Below are 19,821 nucleotides of genomic sequence, written 5' to 3'. Positions count from 1 at the left end.
TGATGCGGTGTCTGTGGGTTCACAGGCACCGCATCTTGCATATTCACCATATGCATGAGTGCAGCATCTTCCCAGACAGTGATTGCCATCAATGCTGCACGTCATCCATTCCGGAAACTGGTGATGCCTATAGGTCGTTCTCATCAAGCGCATACCACAAAGCAAATTACGTATTATTCGCGGAACACCGCAGACTTCTTGAAAACAGTGTCGGTATTTGCCGATAGGCTTGAATACGGTAATTTTGGCAATGTCATAAGGCAAAGAAAGGCTGACTATGGCTGGCAAGGATGCAGAGGACAAGCCTCGCAGAGTGTTGTTGAAACTCTCAGGAGAGGCCTTCGGTGGCGGTGCCGTCGGTATTGACACACACGTGGTTCGGCGCATAGCAGGGGAAATCGTAGAAGCCGTTCGCCAAGGTGTCCAGGTGGCCATAGTTGTCGGCGGAGGCAATTTCTTCCGCGGTGCGGAATTGCAGCAGGCAGGCATCGATCGCAGCCGCGGTGATTACATGGGTATGCTCGGCACAGTCATGAATTGCTTGGCTTTGCAGGACTTTCTCGAGCAGGCTGGCCAGGCGACTCGCGTGCAGACCGCGATAACCATGGGTCAGGTTGCTGAGCCATACATCCCTTTGAAGGCGATCAGACATTTGGAAAAGGGTCGTGTGGTCATCTTCGGCGCCGGTGCAGGTATGCCGTATTTCTCTACCGACACGGTTTCCATCCAACGCTCGTTGGAGATCCATTGCGATGAAGTTCTTATGGGCAAGAACGGCGTGGACGGCGTGTATACCGCCGATCCTCGCAAAGACGCCAGTGCACAGCGCTATGCCACACTCAGCTATCATCGCGCACTGGTTGACAACCTTGCGGTTATGGATGCGTCCGCACTTTCCATGGCACGAGACAATCAGCAGCGCATCCGTGTGTTCGGGCTTGAGGGAAGTGGCGATGTGACCGCTGCCTTGGTGGGCGAGAACATTGGAACCCTGGTGTCCACGGCACACTCGGCCATCGCAAAATAGTCTTCGCGGCAAAGTCAAACACGCAGAATAATCGAAACACAAAACAACACGCACAATTCAAAGGAGCACACATGGCATCTCTGATTGATCAGGCCAAGGAACAAATGGGCAAGTCCGTTGAGGCAACCAAGGAAAACTTCTCCGGCATCCGCACCGGTCGCGCCAATCCAGCACTGCTGAACGGCATAACAGTCGACTATTACGGCGCTCCCACACCTCTTAAGGCAGTGGCATCCATCGGTGTGCCAGAACCTCGCACACTCTCCGTAACGCCATTTGATGCATCACAGGCCAATGCGGTCGAAAAGGCCCTGCGTGATTCCGACCTCGGTGTGAGCCCCCGTCGTGACGGCAATGTCATCCGCATTACCATGCCTGAGCTTACCGAAGAGCGCCGCAAGGAATACGTCAAGCTGGCCAAGGGCAAGGCCGAAGATGGCAAGGTCGCTGTGCGCAATATCCGCCGCAAGACCAAGGAAAGCATCGATAAGTCCGTCAAGGATGGCGATATGGGCGAGGACGAAGGCGATCGTCTGCTCAAGGAACTCGACAAGGTCACCAAGCAAATCACCGAGGAGCTGGACACCCTGCTTGAAGGCAAGCAGAAGGAGATCATGGAGGTCTGAGCCTCACCTGGTTGAACCGTTCACACGAGGAGAGGAATCATGAGTACCGCACAGCAGCACCAGACAGAGGATACACTCGCACAGATCAACAAGAGGACCGGCCGTAATATGCCGCAGGCGATTGCGACCTCTGTGATATTGATCGCGGTTATCGTTGCATGTCTGCTTATCAGCATCGATGCGTTTATCGTTCTCATAATCGCCTTTATGTCATTGGCATTATGGGAGTTGCGCGTGGACTTTGCAACAGTAGGTTTGCATATTCCCGTGGTATTGCTCTGGATCTGCTCCACGGTCACCTTGCTGGCGACCTATTATGCCCATTGGCATCTGGTCACCGCGGCACTGTGCATCATGATTTCTCTCGTCCTCGTTGTGCTGTTCGCAACCCTGAAGTTGAATTTCGGAACCAGAGTTTCGATGGCTGTGGCCAATAAAGTGGCAAATACCGATGCCAAGGCTCGTCTGGAATCATCATTCAACCATGACCGTGCAGAACACTTCCACAGCCGATTCAGCCATGTGGCGGTTTCGGTATTCACCGTGCTGTACATCCCTCTGCTGGCTTCCTGCATTGTCATATCGCTGACATTCAACAATCATCCCGTGGCGCATGCCATCACCTTGGTGTTCTTGCCGGCACTCAGCGATACCGGCGGCCTCCTCGCCGGAGCATGGCTTGGCAGGCATAAGCTTTCACCGAGAATTTCCCCCAAGAAGTCGGTCGAAGGTCTGATCGGTTCCATGCTATTCGCCATGGCAGGAGCGTTCGCAGTCTTTGCCGTCACATATTCGGACCGTTGGTCGACGTTGTGGTGGGTGCCTATTCTCACCGGCATATTGGTAGGTGTCGTCGGCACTTTTGGCGATCTATGCGCCTCGATGCTCAAACGCGATATCGGCATCAAAGATATGGGACATTTGCTCGAAGGCCATGGCGGAGTCATTGATCGTGTTGACTCGATTCTTCTGACAGCACCATTCCTGACTGCATTGCTTTGGGTCACCGGCATGTAATGCCAGCTGCCCAATCCTCCTCAAACTTCAGTTCTTTCACATATCATCTTCAAGGAGAGCGTGTGAACCCGCAGCACAATGAAATACCTGAATCCGGCATCACTGAAGGCGGTACCAAAGGCGCATTCCGTGATGTTCTCGCCAAGGATCACGCCCGGCGAGGCAAGCCTCCGGTGCATTTGGTCGATATGGACAAGGACCAGCGCATTGAACGTGCCGCAGCACTTGGATTGCCAAAATTCAGAGTCAATCAGCTCGCCAATCATTATTTCTCGCATTTCGATGTCGATGCCGAAGGATTCAGCGATTTTCCGGCCTCGATGAGGCATGAGGCTGCTCAGAACTTCTTCCCGACACTTATCGAAGAAGTCACCCGTCAGGTTGCGGATGAGGGAACCACGGTGAAAACCCTATGGAAGCTCTTTGATGGCGCCCGCATCGAATCCGTGTTGATGCGTTATCCCACAAGGACGACGCTATGCATATCAAGCCAGGTGGGATGCGGTATGGGTTGCCCGTTCTGTGCAACCGGGCAACTTGGTCTGACTCGAAATATGTCCACCGGGGAGATCCTTGAGCAGGTTCGCGTTGCTGCCAAGGCAATGCGCGACGGGGAAGTGGCCGGAGGACCTGGACGCCTGAGCAATGTCGTATTCATGGGAATGGGCGAGCCTATGGGTAATTACCGTTCCGTAATGAGCGCAGTCCGACAGATCAGCTCTTTGCCACCCGAAGGCTTCGGCATCTCCGCACGCAATATCACCGTGTCCACCGTTGGCGTGGTCCCCGGCATCAAAAAACTCACCGCTGAAGGCATTCCGGTCCGCCTGGCGGTCTCGCTGCATGCTCCTAGCGACGAATTACGCGATGAATTAGTACCTATGAACAAACGTTTCAATACCACACAGGTTTTGGACGCAGCGCACGATTACTACCTGGCTTCCAAGAAGCGTGTCAGCATCGAGTACGCACTTATGCGTGACATCAACGACCAAGCTGAGCATGCACGACTTTTGGCCAAACGATTGAACCATTATGGCGACGACTGGGCACATGTCAATCCGATTCCCTTGAATCCCATCGAAGGTTCCCGGTGGACCGCTTCCAAGCCCGAGGATGAACAGCAGTTCCTTGATATTCTGCACCGAGCCGGCATTACTGCCACGCTTCGCGATACGCGCGGGCAGGATATTGACGGAGCCTGCGGGCAGCTGGCAGCAAAAGCAAAAACGCTATCATGAGACAAACGGCCTATCGGTGTATCGCAACCGCTAGGCTGTTGCCTCAGTTACATGATTTTTCCCATAGGGGTAGGTATGTCCTTGGCCGTGCGAGTGATTCCCTGTCTGGATGTGGATGCTGGACGAGTGGTCAAGGGTGTGCACTTTGAAAATCTGCGCGATGCGGGCGATCCTGTCGAATTAGCCGCTGAATACTACCGGCAGGGTGCAGATGAATTGACGTTCCTGGATGTCACCGCATCCAGTGGGCGTCGTCAAACCACATATGACGTTGTGCAACGCACTGCCGAGGAATTGTTCATTCCCTTGACTGTCGGCGGGGGAGTGCGTTCCCCTGAAGATGTTGATTCCCTGCTTCGCTGCGGTGCGGACAAGGTGGGCGTCAACACAGCAGCAATAAACGACCCATCGCTTATCAGCAGAATCGCGGATCGTTTTGGCAACCAGGTACTTGTGCTTTCCGTTGACGCACGTCGTGAACAGGGTGAGCAGCATACACAATCAGGATTTGAGGTCACCACCATGGGCGGTCGCAAATCCACCGGCATTGACGCCGTATGGTGGGCGAAGCGAGCCGCGGAACTGGGCGCTGGAGAGATTCTTCTGAATTCCATGGATGCGGATGGCACCGAACAAGGATTTGATCTCGAAATGATCTCAGCCGTTCGCCAGGAAGTCGACATTCCTATTATCGCCTCAGGCGGTGCCGGACTGGTTGAGCATTTCCCACCGGCAATAGAAGCCGGCGCAAACGCCGTTCTGGCAGCTTCGGTATTCCATTATGGAAAAATAACCATAGCCGAAGTCAAGCAGGCTTTGCGAGAAGCGGGATACACGGTTCGGTAGCCGTGAATCGCTCATCCTCGACGAGATGAATCATGAACGGCATCACATGCATGCATGACTGAGTAAGCAATCACATTGATACAGGGACATAATATGGAGCACACAGTTTCCGACAACAGCAACCAGACCACGCTTGATCCTCGGATCGCCAGCAGACTCAAACGCGATGATCATGGTCTGGTCGCCGCAGTCATTCAGCAATTCGATTCCAAACAGGTTCTGATGGTCGGATATATGAATGACGAAGCCCTACGACGAACATTGACCGAAGGCAGAGTGACGTTCTGGTCAAGATCGCGTCAGGAATACTGGCGTAAGGGAGACACCTCCGGACACGTCCAATATGTCAAAGCCGTCTCATTGGATTGCGACGGCGATGCTTTGCTCGTCCAGGTCGATCAGGTCGGTGCCGCATGCCATACCGGCAAACGTTCCTGCTTCGATGAAGGCGGCCCTTTGCCAGTGGTCCAAGGAGAGCGCGAGAAAGGACAAGTGCAATGAACAAGAGCAACGACGATATGTGCAGCGTACGAGATATCGCCTGGGGCGGCACTTGGCCGAGCAGGGAAGAATTCCATAAGCTCGCGGATCAAGGCTATCGTGTCATCCCCATCGTCCGCAGACTCCTTGCGGATTCGCTCACTCCCGTTGGATTGTATGAGCGCATGGCCCAGGGACGCAGCGGTACTTTTATTCTGGAATCCGCGGAATTCGGCGGCACTTGGAGTCGATACAGCTTCATAGGTATCCATTCTCTGGCGCAATTGCAGTCCGATCACGGCCAAGCTCATTGGATGGGGCAAGTTCCTGCCGGCGTGCCTGAGCATGGAGATGTTATGCACGTGGCACAAGCCACTCTGGCGGCTCTGCGTGCACCCCGCGTGGACGGTCTTCCCAATCTCACAAGCGGACTCGTCGGGTCTGTTGGCTGGGATGCCATCCGCCATTGGGAGCCCACGCTGCGCGCCCAGGCACCTGATGAAACCGGTCAGCCCGAATTGGTGCTGGCTCTTGCCACCGATATCGCAGTGGTGGATCATGCCAATGGCTCTGTTTGGCTCATCGCCAATGCAGTCAATATCAACGATGCGCCGACCCGTGCGGATGAAGCCTATGACAATGCACTGCAACGCTTGGATACCATGCAACGCGATGCAGTGACACCTGTGAGCGGTGAAAGCCGAGTCAATGTTCTCGATTCGAGCGTTGAACAACCGGAACTGCGCTTCCGCACGAAGCAGGCGGATTATGAGCGAGCCGTAGATCTTGCCAAACAGCATATCGTTGACGGCGATGTCTTCCAAGTGGTCATTTCCCAACGTCTTGATATCGATTCGCCTGCCGATCCATTCGACGTCTACCGCGTATTGCGTACGCTCAATCCCAGTCCCTACATGTATTTCTTTGCGCTCACCGATGCACAGGGATGCGATTTCAATGTGATCGGGTCAAGCCCTGAAACCTTGATCAAGGTCGACAATGGACATGCCATGACCTTCCCGATCGCCGGATCCCGTCCTCGCGGAGCCAATCCGGAGGAGGATGAGGCACTCGCCAAGGAATTATTGGCTGATCCCAAGGAACGCAGCGAACATATTATGCTGGTCGACTTAGCTCGCAACGATTTGAGCCGCGTCTGCAAGCCCGAATCGGTCGAAGTCGTCTCCTTGATGGACATCAAGCGTTTCAGCCATATCATGCATATCTGCTCGACGGTCACCGGAATGGTGAAACCTGAACTAGGCACATTTGACGTGTTTAAATCCGCATTCCCTGCAGGAACGTTATCTGGCGCTCCCAAACCTCGCGCAGTGGAAATCATCGACGAGCTGGAAGTCGCAGACCGAGGAATCTATGGCGGCACCGTTGGCTACTTCGATTTTTCCGGCAATATGGATATGGCCATCGCCATTCGTACCGCATTCCTGCGGGATCATAAGGCGTCGGTTCAGGCAGGCGCGGGAATCGTTTTGGATTCGGTGCCGATCAACGAGTGGCAGGAGACTCGCAACAAGGCACAGGCGAGTGTGGCAGCCATCCAAATCGCAGCACAATTGAAGGAGCTCTAGCCAAGCCGAGCTGTAAACCCGCCAAGAATGTCATATGCCAAGATACGGCACTATTTGTCGCAGCCGCATCGATACAGTGTTGGCATACCCACAAATAGGAGGCATGATGTCTGTACTTGACGACCTAGTGGCAGGTGCCGTCGAAGATCAACGCAAACGCGAGCAGCTGGTCTCGATGGAAGAACTCAAGAAGCAGGCGCAGGAGGCGCCGGCTGCCTTGGACGTCAAGCGATGGCTTCGCCGCGATGACGGAATACCCGTTATCGCGGAAATCAAACGTGCTTCTCCTTCAAAAGGTCATTTAAGCGATATCCCTGATCCTGCATCGCTTGCTCGGGAATATGCCGAAGGTGGTGCCAGCGCGATTTCCGTGCTCACCGAAGGGCGTGTGTTTCTCGGCAGCCTCGATGATTTCGACCAGGTTCGCCATGCGGTCCGCATTCCCGTATTGCGCAAGGATTTCATCGTCACGGAATACCAGATTTGGGAAGCCCGGGCACATGGCGCTGACCTGATTTTGCTCATCGTGGCCGCACTCGATGATGAGACGCTTGCACACTTGCTGGAGCTCGCGCACAGCTTGGGAATGCATGCGTTGGTCGAAACGCATACCCGTGAGGAGATCGATAGGGCCATAGCCGCCGGTGCTCAGATTATCGGTATCAATGCGCGAAACCTGAAGAATTTACGCGTGGATGTCAGCGTGTATCGCGAACTGGCGGAAAACCTGCCGCAGAACGTGATCAAGGTCGCTGAATCCGGCATATTCGGCAGCGTTGAAGTTGAAGAATACTCCAGGGCCGGTGCGGATGCCGTCCTCGTCGGTGAGGCAGTGGCCACTGCAGACGACCATCAACTGGCCGTAGAACGTTTGGTAGAGGCAGGAGCAAGAGTGAAGTCATCACAATCAACCCCGTTAAGTACGCATGAAGGTCCATATTTCGGTCGCTTTGGAGGCAGACATGTCCCCGAAGCTCTGATTCACGCGTTGGACGAACTCGAACAGGTGTATGACGAGGCGAAAAACGACCCCGCATTCGTAGAGGAATTGGCAAGACTGCACAAGTATTATGTCGGCCGTCCTTCACCACTGACGGAGGCGCCTCGATTTGCACAACGCATCAATGACGCCACTGGACTCAATGCGCGCGTATTCCTCAAGCGAGAGGATCTGAACCATACTGGTGCGCATAAGATCAACAATGCGCTCGGGCAAGCCTTATTGGTCAAGCGAATGGGGAAAACCCGCGTCATCGCAGAAACCGGAGCCGGCCAGCATGGCGTGGCAACGGCGACGGTATGCGCTTTGCTCGGCCTGAAATGCCGCATATATATGGGCCAGATCGACGCACGACGTCAGGCACTCAATGTGGCTCGCATGCGCTTGCTTGGAGCCGAAGTCGTGGAAGTGACCCTGGGTTCCAAGATTTTGAAGGATGCCATCAACGAAGCCTTGCGAGATTGGGTGACCAATGTGGAAACCACGCATTATCTGCTTGGTACCGCCGCAGGACCGCATCCCTTCCCATCCATGGTTCGTGATTTCCAAAAGCTTATCGGTGAAGAGGCGCAAAGCCAGTTGCGCGAGGATTATGGCATCGATCATCCTGACGCCATCTGCGCATGCGTCGGTGGAGGTTCCAATGCGATCGGCATCATGAATGCATTCCTCGATGATCCGCGAGTCAATCTCTATGGCTATGAAGCCGGCGGACACGGTCCTGAATCCGGTGAGCACGCGATCCGCCTGACCGATGGCACCGGTCAGCTCGGCGTCTTCCAAGGGACGCAGTCCTATCTTCTCGAAGACGAAGAAGGACAGACTTTGGACACATATTCCATCTCCGCAGGATTGGATTATGCTTCAGTCGGTCCCGAGCATGCATGGCTTAAGGAGATCGGCCGCGTGAACTACAGCTATGCCACTGATGACGAGGCGATGGACGCATTCAAGGCATTGTGCGAAACCGAAGGAATCATCCCTGCAATTGAAAGCTCGCACGCTTTGGCCGGCGCTTTCAAGGCCGCTGAGGATCTCAAGGCCAAGGGTTACACCGATCCGGTGATCATCGTCAATGTCTCCGGACGTGGTGACAAGGATGTGGCCACTGCTGGTCGCTGGTTCGGATATCTCACCGATGACCAGAGCAAAGCCTTGGATGCCAATGGCGCACACGGTAGCAGCGTAACCGAATAAGCGAGTAAGAAGGCACAGTGCAATGACAAATACCAATTCAACCCCATCAGGCCAACCTCTGGGAATCAATCACAGGCCGAGTCCGACAGAATCCATGTTCGCCGCACTTGACGAACGAAACAGGCCTGCATTCATCGGTTATTTGCCTTTTGGCTTCCCGACCCCTGACCTTTCCATACAGGCCGTACGCACCATGGTTGAACATGGTGTCGATGCGGTGGAAATCGGTCTGCCGTATTCGGATCCCGTTATGGATGGTCCTGTGATCCAGTCGGCATCGCAGATCGCTTTGCAAGCAGGTGAACGCATCGCTGACGTGTTCCGCGCAGTGGAGGCGGTGGCGAATGCCGGTGGTGTACCCCTGATCATGAGCTATTGGAATCTGATCTTCCATTATGGTGTGGATCGCTTCGCCGCTGACTTCGCACAAGCCGGTGGAGCGGGTCTGATCACTCCGGATCTGATTCCCGATGAAGCAGGGGAGTGGATCGAGACCTCCGATCGCTATGGTCTGGATCGAATCTTCCTGGTCTCGCCAGACACTTCCGATGAACGACTGGCGTTGGTGTCTCGTAATGCACGTGGTTTCGTGTATGCCGCCTCACGAATGGGCGTTACCGGAGAACGCGCAACCATCGGCACTTCACCGGAGGTTCTTGTGGATAGAACGCGAAAAGCCGGCGCGAATCGCGTCTGCGTCGGCATCGGTGTCTCCACAGCCGAACAGGGCTCTGCAGTCGGCAAGTACGCCGATGGCGTCATCGTGGGATCCGCGCTGGTGCACACCTTGCTTGACGAATCCGGCAAGGCCGCACGCAACAGCGATGAAGGTCTGGCCATGTTGGCGGCAAAGACAGAGGAGCTGGCAGAGGGCATTCATAACGCACGAGTCTGAAATATTGAGATCGAAGCGCGTCACAGCCACGACATAACGTCGAGGAGGCGCGCTTCGGTTCCGATATCTTCAGTGCACATTACCATTCGAAAATATGATGACTTTGAGTTCCATCCCATCACCGTCGATCTCATCCTTTTCCATAGGTCCGTTCACCATTCGCTTCTACGCGCTGTGCATTCTTACAGGCATTGCTTTGGCTGTGTGGATCGCTACGCGTCGTTGGAAGAGAATGGGCGGCAGCTTCGATCAGGTGCTTGATATCACACTATGCAGTGTGCCTGCTGGCATCATCGGGGCCAGGTTGTATCACATCATCACCACTCCCGAGCGTTTTTTCGGCCCTCAAGGGGACTGGACGGAAATGTTCCGCATCTGGAATGGTGGACTCGGCATTTGGGGCGGTGTGCTGTTCGGAGCCTTGGCCGCATGGGCTTGGTGCAGATTCAAGCATTATCCCATGGCATTATTGGCCGACGCCATAGCTCCGGCTCTTCTGGTCGCCCAAGCGGTGGGCCGATTGGGCAATTGGTTCAACAAGGAACTCTATGGATCGGCAACCACCTCGCCTTGGGGCTTGTCCGTGGATGACAGCGGCGTGCTCTATCATCCGACGTTCCTTTATGAATTGTTGTGGAATCTCATCGGCGCCGCGCTGATCGTGTGGATAGGCAACAAGGCCTTGCAGCGATTGGCTCCGGGCTCACTATTCACCATCTATATCATGTGGTACACAGCCGGTCGAACCTGGATTGAGGCACTGCGCATCGACTACGCGCATCAATTCCTGGGCGTGCGTATCAATGTGTGGGTCTCTATGGGCGTATTCGTCCTAGGTGCCATCGCGTTCATCGTGTTGCAGCGTTCCAACCAATCGCGTGCGGAATTGCAACGACGTCTGGTGGCTGTGACCTCCGCTGAGATTCAGCGTCAGGCCGAGCAAGCTACACCGCGGCAATCCCAGACTGCAGCACCGAGCGATGCAAGTTCCGAACACCTTGAAGCAGTTGAGGATGAACAGACCGCTGAGAGGCATGCAGAAAGAAGACAACACAACGCTTGATACTCAGAATTAATACCGAATGGCGCTCGTCGTTCACTGACCATAGAATGAGGAATCATGAGCATTCAAATCGCACCCAGCATTCTTTCCGCTGATTTTTGCAACCTTGAACGTGACCTGCATGCAATCGAAGCTGCCGACATGGTCCACGTCGATGTTATGGATCATCATTTCGTGCCGAATCTGACTCTGGGCGAACCCATTGTCAAGCGCATTTGCGAAGTCACCGATCTGCCTGTGGATGTTCATTTGATGATTGAGGATCCTGATCGTTGGGCCCCTGAATATGCCCGACTGGGTGCGGCTTCCGTCACTTTCCACATGGGTGCAACTCATGCTCCAGTGCGTCTGGCACGCCAGCTTCGAGAGATGGGTTGCAAGGCGTCCTTCGCTGTGCGCCCAGCGGAACCTGTCGAGCCCATATTCGATATTCTCGAAGAGTTTGACATGGTGCTGGTCATGACCGTCGAGCCAGGTTTCGGTGGACAGAAGTTCCTGGATAACCAGATGAACAAGGTTCGTCGTCTGCGTGACGAAATTACTCGCCGCGGCCTTTATACGCTTATTCAGGTCGATGGCGGCGTGAGCCCTTCAACCGCTCATATCGTGGCCGAAGCAGGCGCAGACGTACTGGTCGCAGGATCTGCGGTGTATGGCGCCGAAGACCGCACCAAGGCCATCAACGATATTCGTGACCAGGCTACCGCAGCCTTCCGCGACTAATTGAAGGAAATACGGAATGAAGACGTTTGAATCACTATTCGAAGAACTCAGCTCAAAGGCTCAGTCACGTCAAGAAGGCTCTCTCACCGTCGCCGAGCTTGACAAAGGCACGCATTTCATCGGCAAAAAGATTGTCGAAGAGGCCGGCGAAACCTGGATTGCCGCAGAATATGAAGGTGCGGATCGAACCGCCGAAGAAATGAGCCAGCTCATCTACCATTTGCAGGTCATGATGATTGACCGTGGCATCACGCTGGAAGACATATACAAGAATTTGTGAGAGCACGCCGCAAAGCGGCTGTGAGGGAGGAATTATGCTGAGAATCGCTGTGCCCAACAAGGGTATGCTCTCAGAACCCGCTTGGAATATGCTGTCGGAAGCCGGCTATCGCCTGCGTAGCAATCCACGTCAGCTCATCGTCGAAGACCATGATAACGATATCGAATTGTTCTATCTGCGACCTTTGGATATCGCCGTATACGTTGGTCGAGGAACCATCGATGTGGGTATCACCGGTCGTGATCTCTTGCTGAATTCGGATACCCAAGCAGTCGAGCATCTGCCTTTGGGCTTCGGCGCCTCCACATTCAGATTCGCTGCTCCTAATGAGTCCAGCATTTCCACCCTTGAGGACATCGATGGCAAACGCGTGGCAAGTTCATACGACAAACTCGTTGGCGATTACCTGCATGAACGCGGAATCGAGGCCGATATCATCCACCTTGATGGTGCCGTCGAATCCTCTGTGCAGCTCGGGGTCGCTGACCTGATCGCGGATGTTGTTTCAACGGGAACCACCTTGCGCAATGCAGGTCTGAGAATTTTCGAAGAGCCTATCCTTCATTCCGAAGCCGTGCTTATACGTTCCCCACGCCTTGAGGAGAATGACGAGCGTCTCACTGTGCTGCAACGCCGTTTGCAGGGCGTTCTCACAGCACAGCGCTATGTGCTTATGGATTACGATATCCCCGTTTCCAAGGTCGCTGCAGCGGTGGATGTCACACCAGGTTTCGAAAGCCCCACCATTTCGCCGCTTCACGACAAGCAATGGGCCGCAGTTCGAGTCATGGTCCCACGCGAAAAGGTGAATAACCTCATGGATCGACTCTATGATGTCGGCGCTCGTGGCATAATCGTCACCGCATTGCAGGCTTCCAGGATCTAATTCGACTCATATGAGCGAACTGAAACCCGAAGAGCAAAGATACAGTCCGGAAGCGCGTGATATTTATTTCACCATTCCGAATCTGATCAGCGTGCTGCGCATTCTCTCCATCCCATTCATAGCATGGTTGGTTTCGCGCCATGAGATGGTACCGGCATTGATTGTGCTGGCCATCTCCGCGATTTCGGATGGCATCGATGGTTTCCTTGCAAGAACCTTGAACCAGGTGAGCAAAATCGGGCAGAGCCTTGACCCTCTGGCAGACAGATTGCTCATCTTCTTCAGTATTCTGGCATTGGGATTGGCCGACATCATCCCTTGGTGGATGCTCATCCTTGTTGGCCTACGAGATGTGATGATGACCATATTGGTATTGGTCCTTGCTCAGTACGATTACGGTCCGTTGCCGGTCCATTTCGTCGGCAAGGCCGGTACTGCGCTATTGATGATGTCCATTGTCGCATTGATTATTGCGGATGCTTGGACACATCCGGTCGCTGATATCCTGCATCTGTGTGCCATCGCAGGCGGTTTATGGGGCATTGCTCTGTACTGGCTGGCCGGTTACATATACCTTCGTCAGGGCGTGCAATTAATTCGCAGCGAGCGTCAATAATGTCCAGTAACCGTCCTCACCAGCTCCCTTCGTTTCCGGTGCCTGATGAACATGCACCGGTTCGCAGGCGTGCGCTGTTCTCCAAAAACAACGCCGGTTTGCAGTCACACCATGTGCAACGTGAAGGAATGTCAGGCGTTGGAATTTCCAATAGACGCCGCAAATTGGGCGATGATTCCCTGCGCCTGATTGACGATCTCACCAATCGCCCTGTGGACCCGCTGTTTTCGGATGCCCGCCTTATTCAGCACCATCCATCAGCATTCTCGATATGGTCAACGCGCATTATCGTGTTCATCATCTGCATCGCAGTGGGCTTCCTGGGATCTCTTTTCGTCCAACAATTACAAGCCGATCCTCGCAAAGCCGTGAGGACGAGCCTTGCGAATGAGTTGACTCAGCTTACCGATCAGTTGCAATCGACATCGAAAGACGTCTCCGATCTGCGTTCTCAGATTGAACAGGAATCTCAAGGCCTGACCGACAATACCACCAGTTCCACGGCTCTCAATGACGAGTTGACCATGGGTAGCGTCGCTGTGCAAGGCAGCGGAATCACCTTGACTTTGGCCGATCCCATCGCTGCAAGCAATGACAATTCCGGCTCGTTGCCGCGTGAGAATTCCTCAGGACGAATTCGAGTCGTCACCGATGCCGATCTGCAGATATGGGTTTCTTTGTTATGGCGTTCAGGTGCGGAGGCTATTTCCATCAACGGCAATAGGCTAGGGGTCCAGACTTCGGTGCGCACGGCCGGAGAAACCATTTTGGTTGGGGTCAAACAAATTCAAAGCCCATATACCATAGAAGCTATTGGAGATAAAAACGCGTTGGCATCCGCACTCAGTGCCTCTCAGCAGCAATCTCTTTATGATTCCTTCGCTGAGGCGGGTATCTACCCGCAGGTGTCTAAGTCTGATGACTTGACATTGAACGCCGCAGATCCATCGGATGTGACCTATGCGAGGAGGGCAGAGTAGTGGCGGCCGTTTTGGGGTTGATTATTGGAATAGTCGTCGGCATTTTCGTCAGGCCGGATATTCCCATCGTGCTTCAACCATATCTGCCCATTATGGTTGTGGCTGCTTTGGATGCCTTGCTGGGAGCAGCACGCGCATACTATGAGCGTAGCTTCTCCGATAAGGTGTTCGTCATTTCGTTTATTTCCAATGTGGTGACAGCTGCCTTGCTGGTGCTTCTTGGCAATCAGCTTGGCGTCGGCTCCCAATTGCAGACTGCTGTGATCGTCGTTTTGGGCATTCGCATATTCTCGAATGTTTCTGCTATCAGACGCTTTATCTTCCGTGGGTGATGCCGCATGGCCAAACAACGTGAACCGAATGATGTTTTGAGCAGGATGCATACGCAACATGCTCAGGATAAAGAAAACGACCGCATGGATACCGGCGCATTCCCCGTGGTGCGCAAAAAGCCGGATCGTCGACGCCGTTCCCTTGATGCCAATCCGACTCGTAGCCGTCTGATAACCAGCATTTTGATCATCATCATGTGCGCATTTCTCGGATTTGGCTATGCGATTCAGCTCAGTAACACCACGTCGACATATGAAACGATGAGCGAAGAGGAACTGACTCGTCTGATAAGCGAAACCAGCTCCCAAGTGCAGAATCTTGAACAACGCAAAAGCGAGTTGAGTGGTCAGCTCAACGCTCTGCAAGCTGCGGCCGATAAGCAGGAAGAGGCAAAACGCATCGCCGAGCAGAACGAGGAAACCAGTGGCTTACTCTCCGGTAGGTTACCCGCTGAAGGCAAAGGTGTGATTATCACCATTTCCCAGGGCACGAAATCGACCATCGACGCATCGACCATGTTCCAGCTCATCGAAGAACTCCGTAATGCCGGCGTTGAGGTCATGGCGATCAACAGCGTGCGTATCGTGACTTCGACCTACATAAGCGACACCGACAACGGTCTGGAATGCGACGGCATCCTGCTTGAATCACCGTATATTGTCAAGGCCATAGGCGATCCTCAGAATCTCCAAAATGCCGTGAATATCGCAGGCGGTGTAGGCTCGAGGCTGAAAGTGAAGTTTGGCGCCACCGTGGATGTCGCCACCTCGGATAAGGTGACAATAGACGAAGTGCATGTCGCCAGCAAGTATACGTATGCAAAGATTGTAGAATAACGATTATGACTGATCCTATCCCAAGCGCAGGCGAGACGACCATTATCGGTCTGCCCGCCATCAATATCCCTGTTACCGCAACCGGTGACCGTCCATTGACTCAGGACGATCTCGATACGATAACCAAGCTGCCTTCTGGTACGGCATTGCTGATTTCCACGCGTGGCGCGGTATCCGGTTCACGGTATCTACTCGATGAAGATGAAGTGAGTGTGGGCAGAGATCCTCGCGCCGATATCTTGCTCGATGATTCCACGGTTTCGCGTGCACATGCCGTGTTCCGTCGTGATGGCAATCAATTCACGGTTGTTGACGCGGGCAGCTTGAATGGCACCTATGTGAACCGTCAGCGTGTGGATCAGGCGGTATTGAAGAACGGCGACGAGATTATGATCGGAAAGTTCCGTCTGGTCTTCTTCACCAAGTCAGCCGTGGTGGCCTGAATCTGCTGGTAGGGCGGCTGTAATGGTGTCACGCGATGGTAGGCAGGAATCTCCTGGATTCTTCGATGACCAGGAGACAGGGGATACCTTGCCCGTCCAGGCGATTCAGGGTGAACTGTTTTCTACTGACGATGACGAGCAGAACACGCGTGGATACCGAGGCACAGTGGCGTCCAAAGTTGCCGGTATCACCTACCGTCAGCTGGATTACTGGGCTCGCAAGCAAATAGTCGAACCTTCTATCACTCCATCTCGCGGATCGGGATCCAGGCGACTGTACTCCTTTAAGGATGTGGTTATCCTGGCTGTTTCCAAGCGTTTGCTTGATGCCGGCGTCAACCTTCAGAATGTGACAGCGGCCATCGGATTCCTCACACAACGCACAACCGCCCAGTTGGAGCGGGTCACGATAATGTGTGACGGCGAGCATGTTCATGAATGCACCACAAGCGATGAGATGATGACTCTGTTGCAAAGCGGCAAGGCGATGTTCGCGGTTTCCGTTGGTTCGCTTTGGAATCAGGTCGAGGCGAATCTCGCGCAGGAGGATTTCGTGGATTTGACCAAGGTGCCGTCGCATTCCTCATCTGTACGTCCCATTGACGAACTCACCGCCATGCGTATGCGTAAGAAATTGGCCGCACAACGAGCCTCACGGCACACAGCCTAGGATTGGACATGAGGCTCGAAGCCAATCAAATCGTTCGCCATGAATACAAGTCTTTCGAAGATGGAGTTCAGTTCGAATGCTGCTGTCATTCAACAATTGATGAATTGGCAATAGAAATAGGGGAGAGCGCACTGTGATTGTTGTTCCAGTATTCCTGTGGTGTATTGCCATGCTTATCGGCATTGGTATTTGCATCGCATGTATCCGTGCAACCAAGGGCGTCTCTGCGCAGATCTCCTCAACACATGTCATCCCACCCGTGAGCAGTGTCATATTATGGTTGCATATCATGAGTGTGCTCTGTGGCGCTGCAGCCTATGGTGTGTATCTGATGCTGAATGTTGACGGAGACATACCTTCCGACTTGTGGTATGTGCGTCTTGGATGGCCATCTGCCATCATTCTGGTCCTGACCATTGCCGCCCAATTGGCGCTTATGTACAGGCAGGCCCGGCGTTCATGGCATTCAACCATGGATGCCAAACTGAACAGAACGCTCAAACGATAATAACCAATCCTTCGAACATATGTTCGCATCAATGTGCGATGAGGCATTTTGAGGGAAGCGACACGAGAAGAATCACGAGCGGCCGTCCCTGAATCCTCTCGTGTAATATCGAATACGGACACGGGGGCCGAAAGGCTGAGAGGAAGCTGACGCTTCAACCGCAAGAACGTATACCGGGTAATGCCGGCGCACGGACGTCTCTCTTTCCTGTGCCTTTACGACATGAAAGGCATCGATATGATTATTGGCTATCGCACGAAACAATTGAGATTCTGTCTCGGTGTTGCCAGTCGCAATATGAATGCATAGATGCCTTCAATAACCGTAAAGCACTCGTTGTTAATGATCATAATTCGTCTCTTTACTCAGGTACATCCTGTGGGTTGCAAATCAACAGGGGAGACTGGTGCGTCACAACGACGAGCGACCATCCAAATCAATATGGCGGTATGCGATGGCTCAAGTTCATTGCATACCGTTCGGAAAGGGTAATTATGACAAAGAATGTTCCTCTGGCAAAGCAACCAGCAAGCGGCGATTATGCATGGCTCGGGGCCGAAGCCGGCTCAGTGGCTGATCACATGTATATGTTGAATACCGAAGATTGGGTTGAGGCGATTAATTCCCGTTTCGTCAACGAATTGCTGAATGATGAACTCCCTGAGGAGGTTTTGAAGGCGTATCTGATCCAGGATTTTAAATTCTATGACAACGGCATGATGGGCAGACTGATCAAACTGGCTCCGCGCCAAGAAACCAAGGATATGCTCAGCAAGCAGGCACAATGGTTCGAAGACAATGAAACCACGTATTTCGAGCATTTCATCAAGGCATACAACATCAGCCAGCAAGAATATGACGAGACAGAACAGACACCTGCCAATAAGGAGTATGGAGAATATCTTGAATCCTTGGCCGACAAGGGCTGGCCAGTGCTTGTTGCCGCAATGTGCTGCATGGAATGGGTGTATCTCGCCTGGGCCAAGCGCACTGTTGATGCCAGTGTTGTCCAACAGATTCCTGCGCATAAAGGCTGGGTGGATTTGCACGAAGGTGAACTGTTCCGTGCCTGGGTTGGCAATCTCATCGCTTTGGTCAATGAATATTGCTCCGTGAATGGTCCTGAGGCCGAGGTATTTCGGACAATGGTCCATCTGGAACGTCGGTTCTTCGAGGATTCGTATCAGCTGGACTAAGGACTTTGCGAGTATTGCCGTCGGTATATGGCTGCATATTGGGCTGCATTGTAAATAGTTGATACAAGCATTGCGTGTGCATGTTGATTCATCGCAGTGTGCGCACGCAATAATAACCACTCAATCACTAACCGAACACAACGCTGTGGATAGGTTGTTGCGGTTACATCGTCAGTGCAGAGGCAGGAAACGATTTCAATCCATTGGATATAGGGTAGTCGTATCCAGGAATTTGGTCATCCGTATTCTGAAACCAATATCATTAATCTGACATAACGTACATTATCGGATAATATATACTATTATTACGCAGGAGACGATGGCTACCGAATCCACAAGCCCTTGTCGTTGTCTTTGTCATTGAATGCATGGAATCGCTTGACGGCAAGAACACATTCACCAATTCAGTTCGATTTGCACACCAGCGGAATACAAACTGCATGAATATGAATAACTGACCAGAGCTGTCTCAATTGCCACCATACAAAACTGTCCAATGGATAGAAATCATCCATTGGACAGCAATCCACTCAACCTTGAATGCCAAGGATTATTTATGAGGCGAAATACTCCTGAACGGCATCATTGAGTTCAGAGACATTCTGGATGATGCGATAAGCACCGTGTTCGGTCAATTCGCCAGGCTCTGCATAGCCCCAGCCGCAACCAAGGCAATCCAGACCACACGCAACGGCACCATCCGCATCGGTCCAGCGATCTCCAACCATAAGCGCACGGTCGCCGGCCTCGGCGTCAAATCCAAAGCTCTCGAAGGCATATCGGATGACCTGTTCCTTGGTCAGCCGCGTGTTATCCTTGCTGGCACCATAAATACCGTCGACCATATCGGTCAGTCCGAAGTGTTCGCAAATGGGTTTGGCTTGATATTCCGGCTTGCACGTGGCAACCATCAGCAGGAATCCGGCTTCGCGAAGCTGAGCCAGCTGCTGCGGAATACCTTCAAAAACACTGTTGTACAGATTGCCAGGAACCTTGTTGCCAGGCTGGTTGGGATCGTCAAATTCAGCGCGCTGGGAATAATACTTCCGATAGATCTGAACGCCTTCTTCGATACGTTCTTCAGGCACATTATTACGACGCAAGGAAGTGCTGATTGCAGGTCCCACAAAGCGACGCAATTCAGCATCATCTGGCTCAGGGATCTGCATCTCTTCGTAGGTCTTGCGGATGGATGCAATAATACCCGCAGCAGAATCGGTCAGAGTGCCATCAAGGTCCAAAAGAACAACACGTTTTGCTTCCGCCATATTACTTCCTCTACTCATGCCATCAATATGGTTGCCATAAATATGGGGAGGGCTTGCCTTTCATGGCAGGCACGCCTCTCCCCCAATTTCCTATTGTTATG

The 19,821-nt window shown here is 53.2% G+C and carries 22 protein-coding genes; 21 read left to right on the top strand and 1 reads right to left on the bottom strand.

Annotated features, from left to right (window positions below; translation table 11 throughout):
- Positions 1-277: 277 nt before the first annotated feature.
- The 21 genes from pyrH to BITS_RS03115 all read left to right on the top strand — a co-directional run bounded on the left by pyrH (position 278) and on the right by BITS_RS03115 (position 18,452).
- Positions 278-1,027, top strand: coding sequence for a UMP kinase (gene pyrH, locus BITS_RS03215; protein ID WP_034533910.1), 750 nt, complete (start codon positions 278-280; stop codon positions 1,025-1,027).
- A 71-nt stretch (positions 1,028-1,098) separates the two neighbouring features.
- Complete coding sequence (gene frr, locus BITS_RS03210; protein ID WP_026642224.1) at positions 1,099-1,653, top strand: ribosome recycling factor; 555 nt, start codon at positions 1,099-1,101, stop codon at positions 1,651-1,653.
- A gap of 36 nt (positions 1,654-1,689) precedes the next feature.
- Positions 1,690-2,670 (top strand): phosphatidate cytidylyltransferase, encoded by a 981-nt coding sequence (locus BITS_RS03205; RefSeq protein WP_407712205.1) that lies wholly within the window; start codon positions 1,690-1,692, stop codon positions 2,668-2,670.
- Between the two features lie 62 nt (positions 2,671-2,732).
- Positions 2,733-3,911 (top strand): dual-specificity RNA methyltransferase RlmN, encoded by a 1,179-nt coding sequence (gene rlmN, locus BITS_RS03200; protein ID WP_026642226.1) that lies wholly within the window; start codon positions 2,733-2,735, stop codon positions 3,909-3,911.
- A gap of 75 nt (positions 3,912-3,986) precedes the next feature.
- Entirely contained in the window at positions 3,987-4,757 is a 771-nt protein-coding gene (hisF, locus tag BITS_RS03195; RefSeq protein ID WP_026642227.1) for an imidazole glycerol phosphate synthase subunit HisF, read from the top strand.
- A gap of 93 nt (positions 4,758-4,850) precedes the next feature.
- A complete protein-coding gene (gene hisI / locus BITS_RS03190; protein WP_026642228.1) occupies positions 4,851-5,258 on the top strand; it encodes a phosphoribosyl-AMP cyclohydrolase in 408 nt (135 codons plus the stop codon).
- Positions 5,255-6,826 carry an anthranilate synthase component I gene (gene trpE / locus BITS_RS03185; RefSeq protein WP_026642229.1) on the top strand — a complete coding sequence of 524 codons (1,572 nt, stop codon included), beginning with the start codon at positions 5,255-5,257 and terminating at the stop codon, positions 6,824-6,826. The genes hisI and trpE overlap by 4 nt, the downstream gene beginning before the upstream one ends.
- 106 nt (positions 6,827-6,932) lie before the next feature.
- Positions 6,933-9,023, top strand: a complete 2,091-nt coding sequence (locus tag BITS_RS03180; RefSeq protein ID WP_026642230.1) for a bifunctional indole-3-glycerol phosphate synthase/tryptophan synthase subunit beta — start codon at positions 6,933-6,935, stop codon at positions 9,021-9,023.
- Positions 9,024-9,045: 22 nt separating this feature from the next.
- A complete protein-coding gene (gene trpA, locus BITS_RS03175) occupies positions 9,046-9,918 on the top strand; it encodes a tryptophan synthase subunit alpha (protein WP_026642231.1) in 873 nt (290 codons plus the stop codon).
- A 97-nt stretch (positions 9,919-10,015) separates the two neighbouring features.
- Positions 10,016-10,981 (top strand): prolipoprotein diacylglyceryl transferase, encoded by a 966-nt coding sequence (gene lgt / locus BITS_RS03170; RefSeq protein WP_081693534.1) that lies wholly within the window; start codon positions 10,016-10,018, stop codon positions 10,979-10,981.
- Positions 10,982-11,035: 54 nt separating this feature from the next.
- Positions 11,036-11,704, top strand: coding sequence for a ribulose-phosphate 3-epimerase (gene rpe / locus BITS_RS03165; RefSeq protein WP_026642232.1), 669 nt, complete (start codon positions 11,036-11,038; stop codon positions 11,702-11,704).
- A gap of 16 nt (positions 11,705-11,720) precedes the next feature.
- Positions 11,721-11,984: a phosphoribosyl-ATP diphosphatase gene (locus BITS_RS03160; RefSeq protein ID WP_026642233.1), complete on the top strand. Its 264-nt coding sequence runs from the start codon at positions 11,721-11,723 to the stop codon at positions 11,982-11,984.
- Between the two features lie 34 nt (positions 11,985-12,018).
- Positions 12,019-12,870 (top strand): ATP phosphoribosyltransferase, encoded by an 852-nt coding sequence (gene hisG, locus BITS_RS03155; protein WP_026642234.1) that lies wholly within the window; start codon positions 12,019-12,021, stop codon positions 12,868-12,870.
- A gap of 10 nt (positions 12,871-12,880) precedes the next feature.
- Positions 12,881-13,486, top strand: a complete 606-nt coding sequence (locus BITS_RS03150) for a CDP-alcohol phosphatidyltransferase family protein (RefSeq protein ID WP_026642235.1) — start codon at positions 12,881-12,883, stop codon at positions 13,484-13,486.
- Positions 13,486-14,466: a DUF881 domain-containing protein gene (locus BITS_RS03145; RefSeq protein ID WP_026642236.1), complete on the top strand. Its 981-nt coding sequence runs from the start codon at positions 13,486-13,488 to the stop codon at positions 14,464-14,466. The genes BITS_RS03150 and BITS_RS03145 overlap by 1 nt, the downstream gene beginning before the upstream one ends.
- Positions 14,466-14,798: a small basic family protein gene (locus BITS_RS03140; protein WP_026642237.1), complete on the top strand. Its 333-nt coding sequence runs from the start codon at positions 14,466-14,468 to the stop codon at positions 14,796-14,798. The genes BITS_RS03145 and BITS_RS03140 overlap by 1 nt, the downstream gene beginning before the upstream one ends.
- Before the next feature lie 6 nt (positions 14,799-14,804).
- Positions 14,805-15,635, top strand: a complete 831-nt coding sequence (locus tag BITS_RS03135; protein ID WP_026642238.1) for a DUF881 domain-containing protein — start codon at positions 14,805-14,807, stop codon at positions 15,633-15,635.
- A gap of 5 nt (positions 15,636-15,640) precedes the next feature.
- Positions 15,641-16,078, top strand: coding sequence for an FHA domain-containing protein (locus BITS_RS03130; protein ID WP_026642239.1), 438 nt, complete (start codon positions 15,641-15,643; stop codon positions 16,076-16,078).
- Between the two features lie 22 nt (positions 16,079-16,100).
- A complete protein-coding gene (locus tag BITS_RS03125) occupies positions 16,101-16,748 on the top strand; it encodes a MerR family transcriptional regulator (RefSeq protein ID WP_081693535.1) in 648 nt (215 codons plus the stop codon).
- 133 nt (positions 16,749-16,881) lie between these two features.
- On the top strand, positions 16,882-17,256 hold the full coding sequence (locus BITS_RS03120) for a hypothetical protein (protein WP_051264356.1): 375 nt from the start codon (positions 16,882-16,884) through the stop codon (positions 17,254-17,256).
- 494 nt (positions 17,257-17,750) lie between these two features.
- Complete coding sequence (locus BITS_RS03115) at positions 17,751-18,452, top strand: TenA family protein (RefSeq protein WP_026642240.1); 702 nt, start codon at positions 17,751-17,753, stop codon at positions 18,450-18,452.
- A gap of 554 nt (positions 18,453-19,006) precedes the next feature.
- Here the strand turns inward: BITS_RS03115 and BITS_RS03110 are convergent.
- On the bottom strand, positions 19,007-19,720 hold the full coding sequence (locus tag BITS_RS03110) for an HAD hydrolase-like protein (protein ID WP_026642241.1): 714 nt from the start codon (positions 19,718-19,720) through the stop codon (positions 19,007-19,009).
- Between the last annotated feature and the right edge of the window lie 101 nt (positions 19,721-19,821).

The organism is Bifidobacterium tsurumiense (assembly GCF_000741765.1).
Taxonomy (GTDB): Bacteria; Actinomycetota; Actinomycetes; order Actinomycetales; family Bifidobacteriaceae; genus Bifidobacterium; species Bifidobacterium tsurumiense.
This window is presented reverse-complemented; position numbering and strand designations above follow the sequence as displayed.

What these genes read in the sequence shown, in the direction of transcription:
- pyrH (WP_034533910.1), top strand. Translation starts at nt 278, where the DNA reads ATGGCTGGCAAGGATGCAGAGGACAAGCCTCGCAGAGTGTTGTTGAAA.
- frr (WP_026642224.1), top strand. Translation starts at nt 1,099, where the DNA reads ATGGCATCTCTGATTGATCAGGCCAAGGAACAAATGGGCAAGTCCGTT.
- hisF (WP_026642227.1), top strand. Translation starts at nt 3,987, where the DNA reads ATGTCCTTGGCCGTGCGAGTGATTCCCTGTCTGGATGTGGATGCTGGA.
- hisI (WP_026642228.1), top strand. Translation starts at nt 4,851, where the DNA reads ATGGAGCACACAGTTTCCGACAACAGCAACCAGACCACGCTTGATCCT.
- trpE (WP_026642229.1), top strand. Translation starts at nt 5,255, where the DNA reads ATGAACAAGAGCAACGACGATATGTGCAGCGTACGAGATATCGCCTGG.
- BITS_RS03180 (WP_026642230.1), top strand. Translation starts at nt 6,933, where the DNA reads ATGTCTGTACTTGACGACCTAGTGGCAGGTGCCGTCGAAGATCAACGC.
- trpA (WP_026642231.1), top strand. Translation starts at nt 9,046, where the DNA reads ATGACAAATACCAATTCAACCCCATCAGGCCAACCTCTGGGAATCAAT.
- lgt (WP_081693534.1), top strand. Translation starts at nt 10,016, where the DNA reads ATGACTTTGAGTTCCATCCCATCACCGTCGATCTCATCCTTTTCCATA.
- BITS_RS03160 (WP_026642233.1), top strand. Translation starts at nt 11,721, where the DNA reads ATGAAGACGTTTGAATCACTATTCGAAGAACTCAGCTCAAAGGCTCAG.
- hisG (WP_026642234.1), top strand. Translation starts at nt 12,019, where the DNA reads ATGCTGAGAATCGCTGTGCCCAACAAGGGTATGCTCTCAGAACCCGCT.
- BITS_RS03150 (WP_026642235.1), top strand. Translation starts at nt 12,881, where the DNA reads ATGAGCGAACTGAAACCCGAAGAGCAAAGATACAGTCCGGAAGCGCGT.
- BITS_RS03145 (WP_026642236.1), top strand. Translation starts at nt 13,486, where the DNA reads ATGTCCAGTAACCGTCCTCACCAGCTCCCTTCGTTTCCGGTGCCTGAT.
- BITS_RS03135 (WP_026642238.1), top strand. Translation starts at nt 14,805, where the DNA reads ATGGCCAAACAACGTGAACCGAATGATGTTTTGAGCAGGATGCATACG.
- BITS_RS03130 (WP_026642239.1), top strand. Translation starts at nt 15,641, where the DNA reads ATGACTGATCCTATCCCAAGCGCAGGCGAGACGACCATTATCGGTCTG.
- BITS_RS03125 (WP_081693535.1), top strand. Translation starts at nt 16,101, where the DNA reads ATGGTGTCACGCGATGGTAGGCAGGAATCTCCTGGATTCTTCGATGAC.
- BITS_RS03115 (WP_026642240.1), top strand. Translation starts at nt 17,751, where the DNA reads ATGACAAAGAATGTTCCTCTGGCAAAGCAACCAGCAAGCGGCGATTAT.
- BITS_RS03110 (WP_026642241.1), bottom strand. Translation starts at nt 19,720, where the DNA reads ATGGCGGAAGCAAAACGTGTTGTTCTTTTGGACCTTGATGGCACTCTG.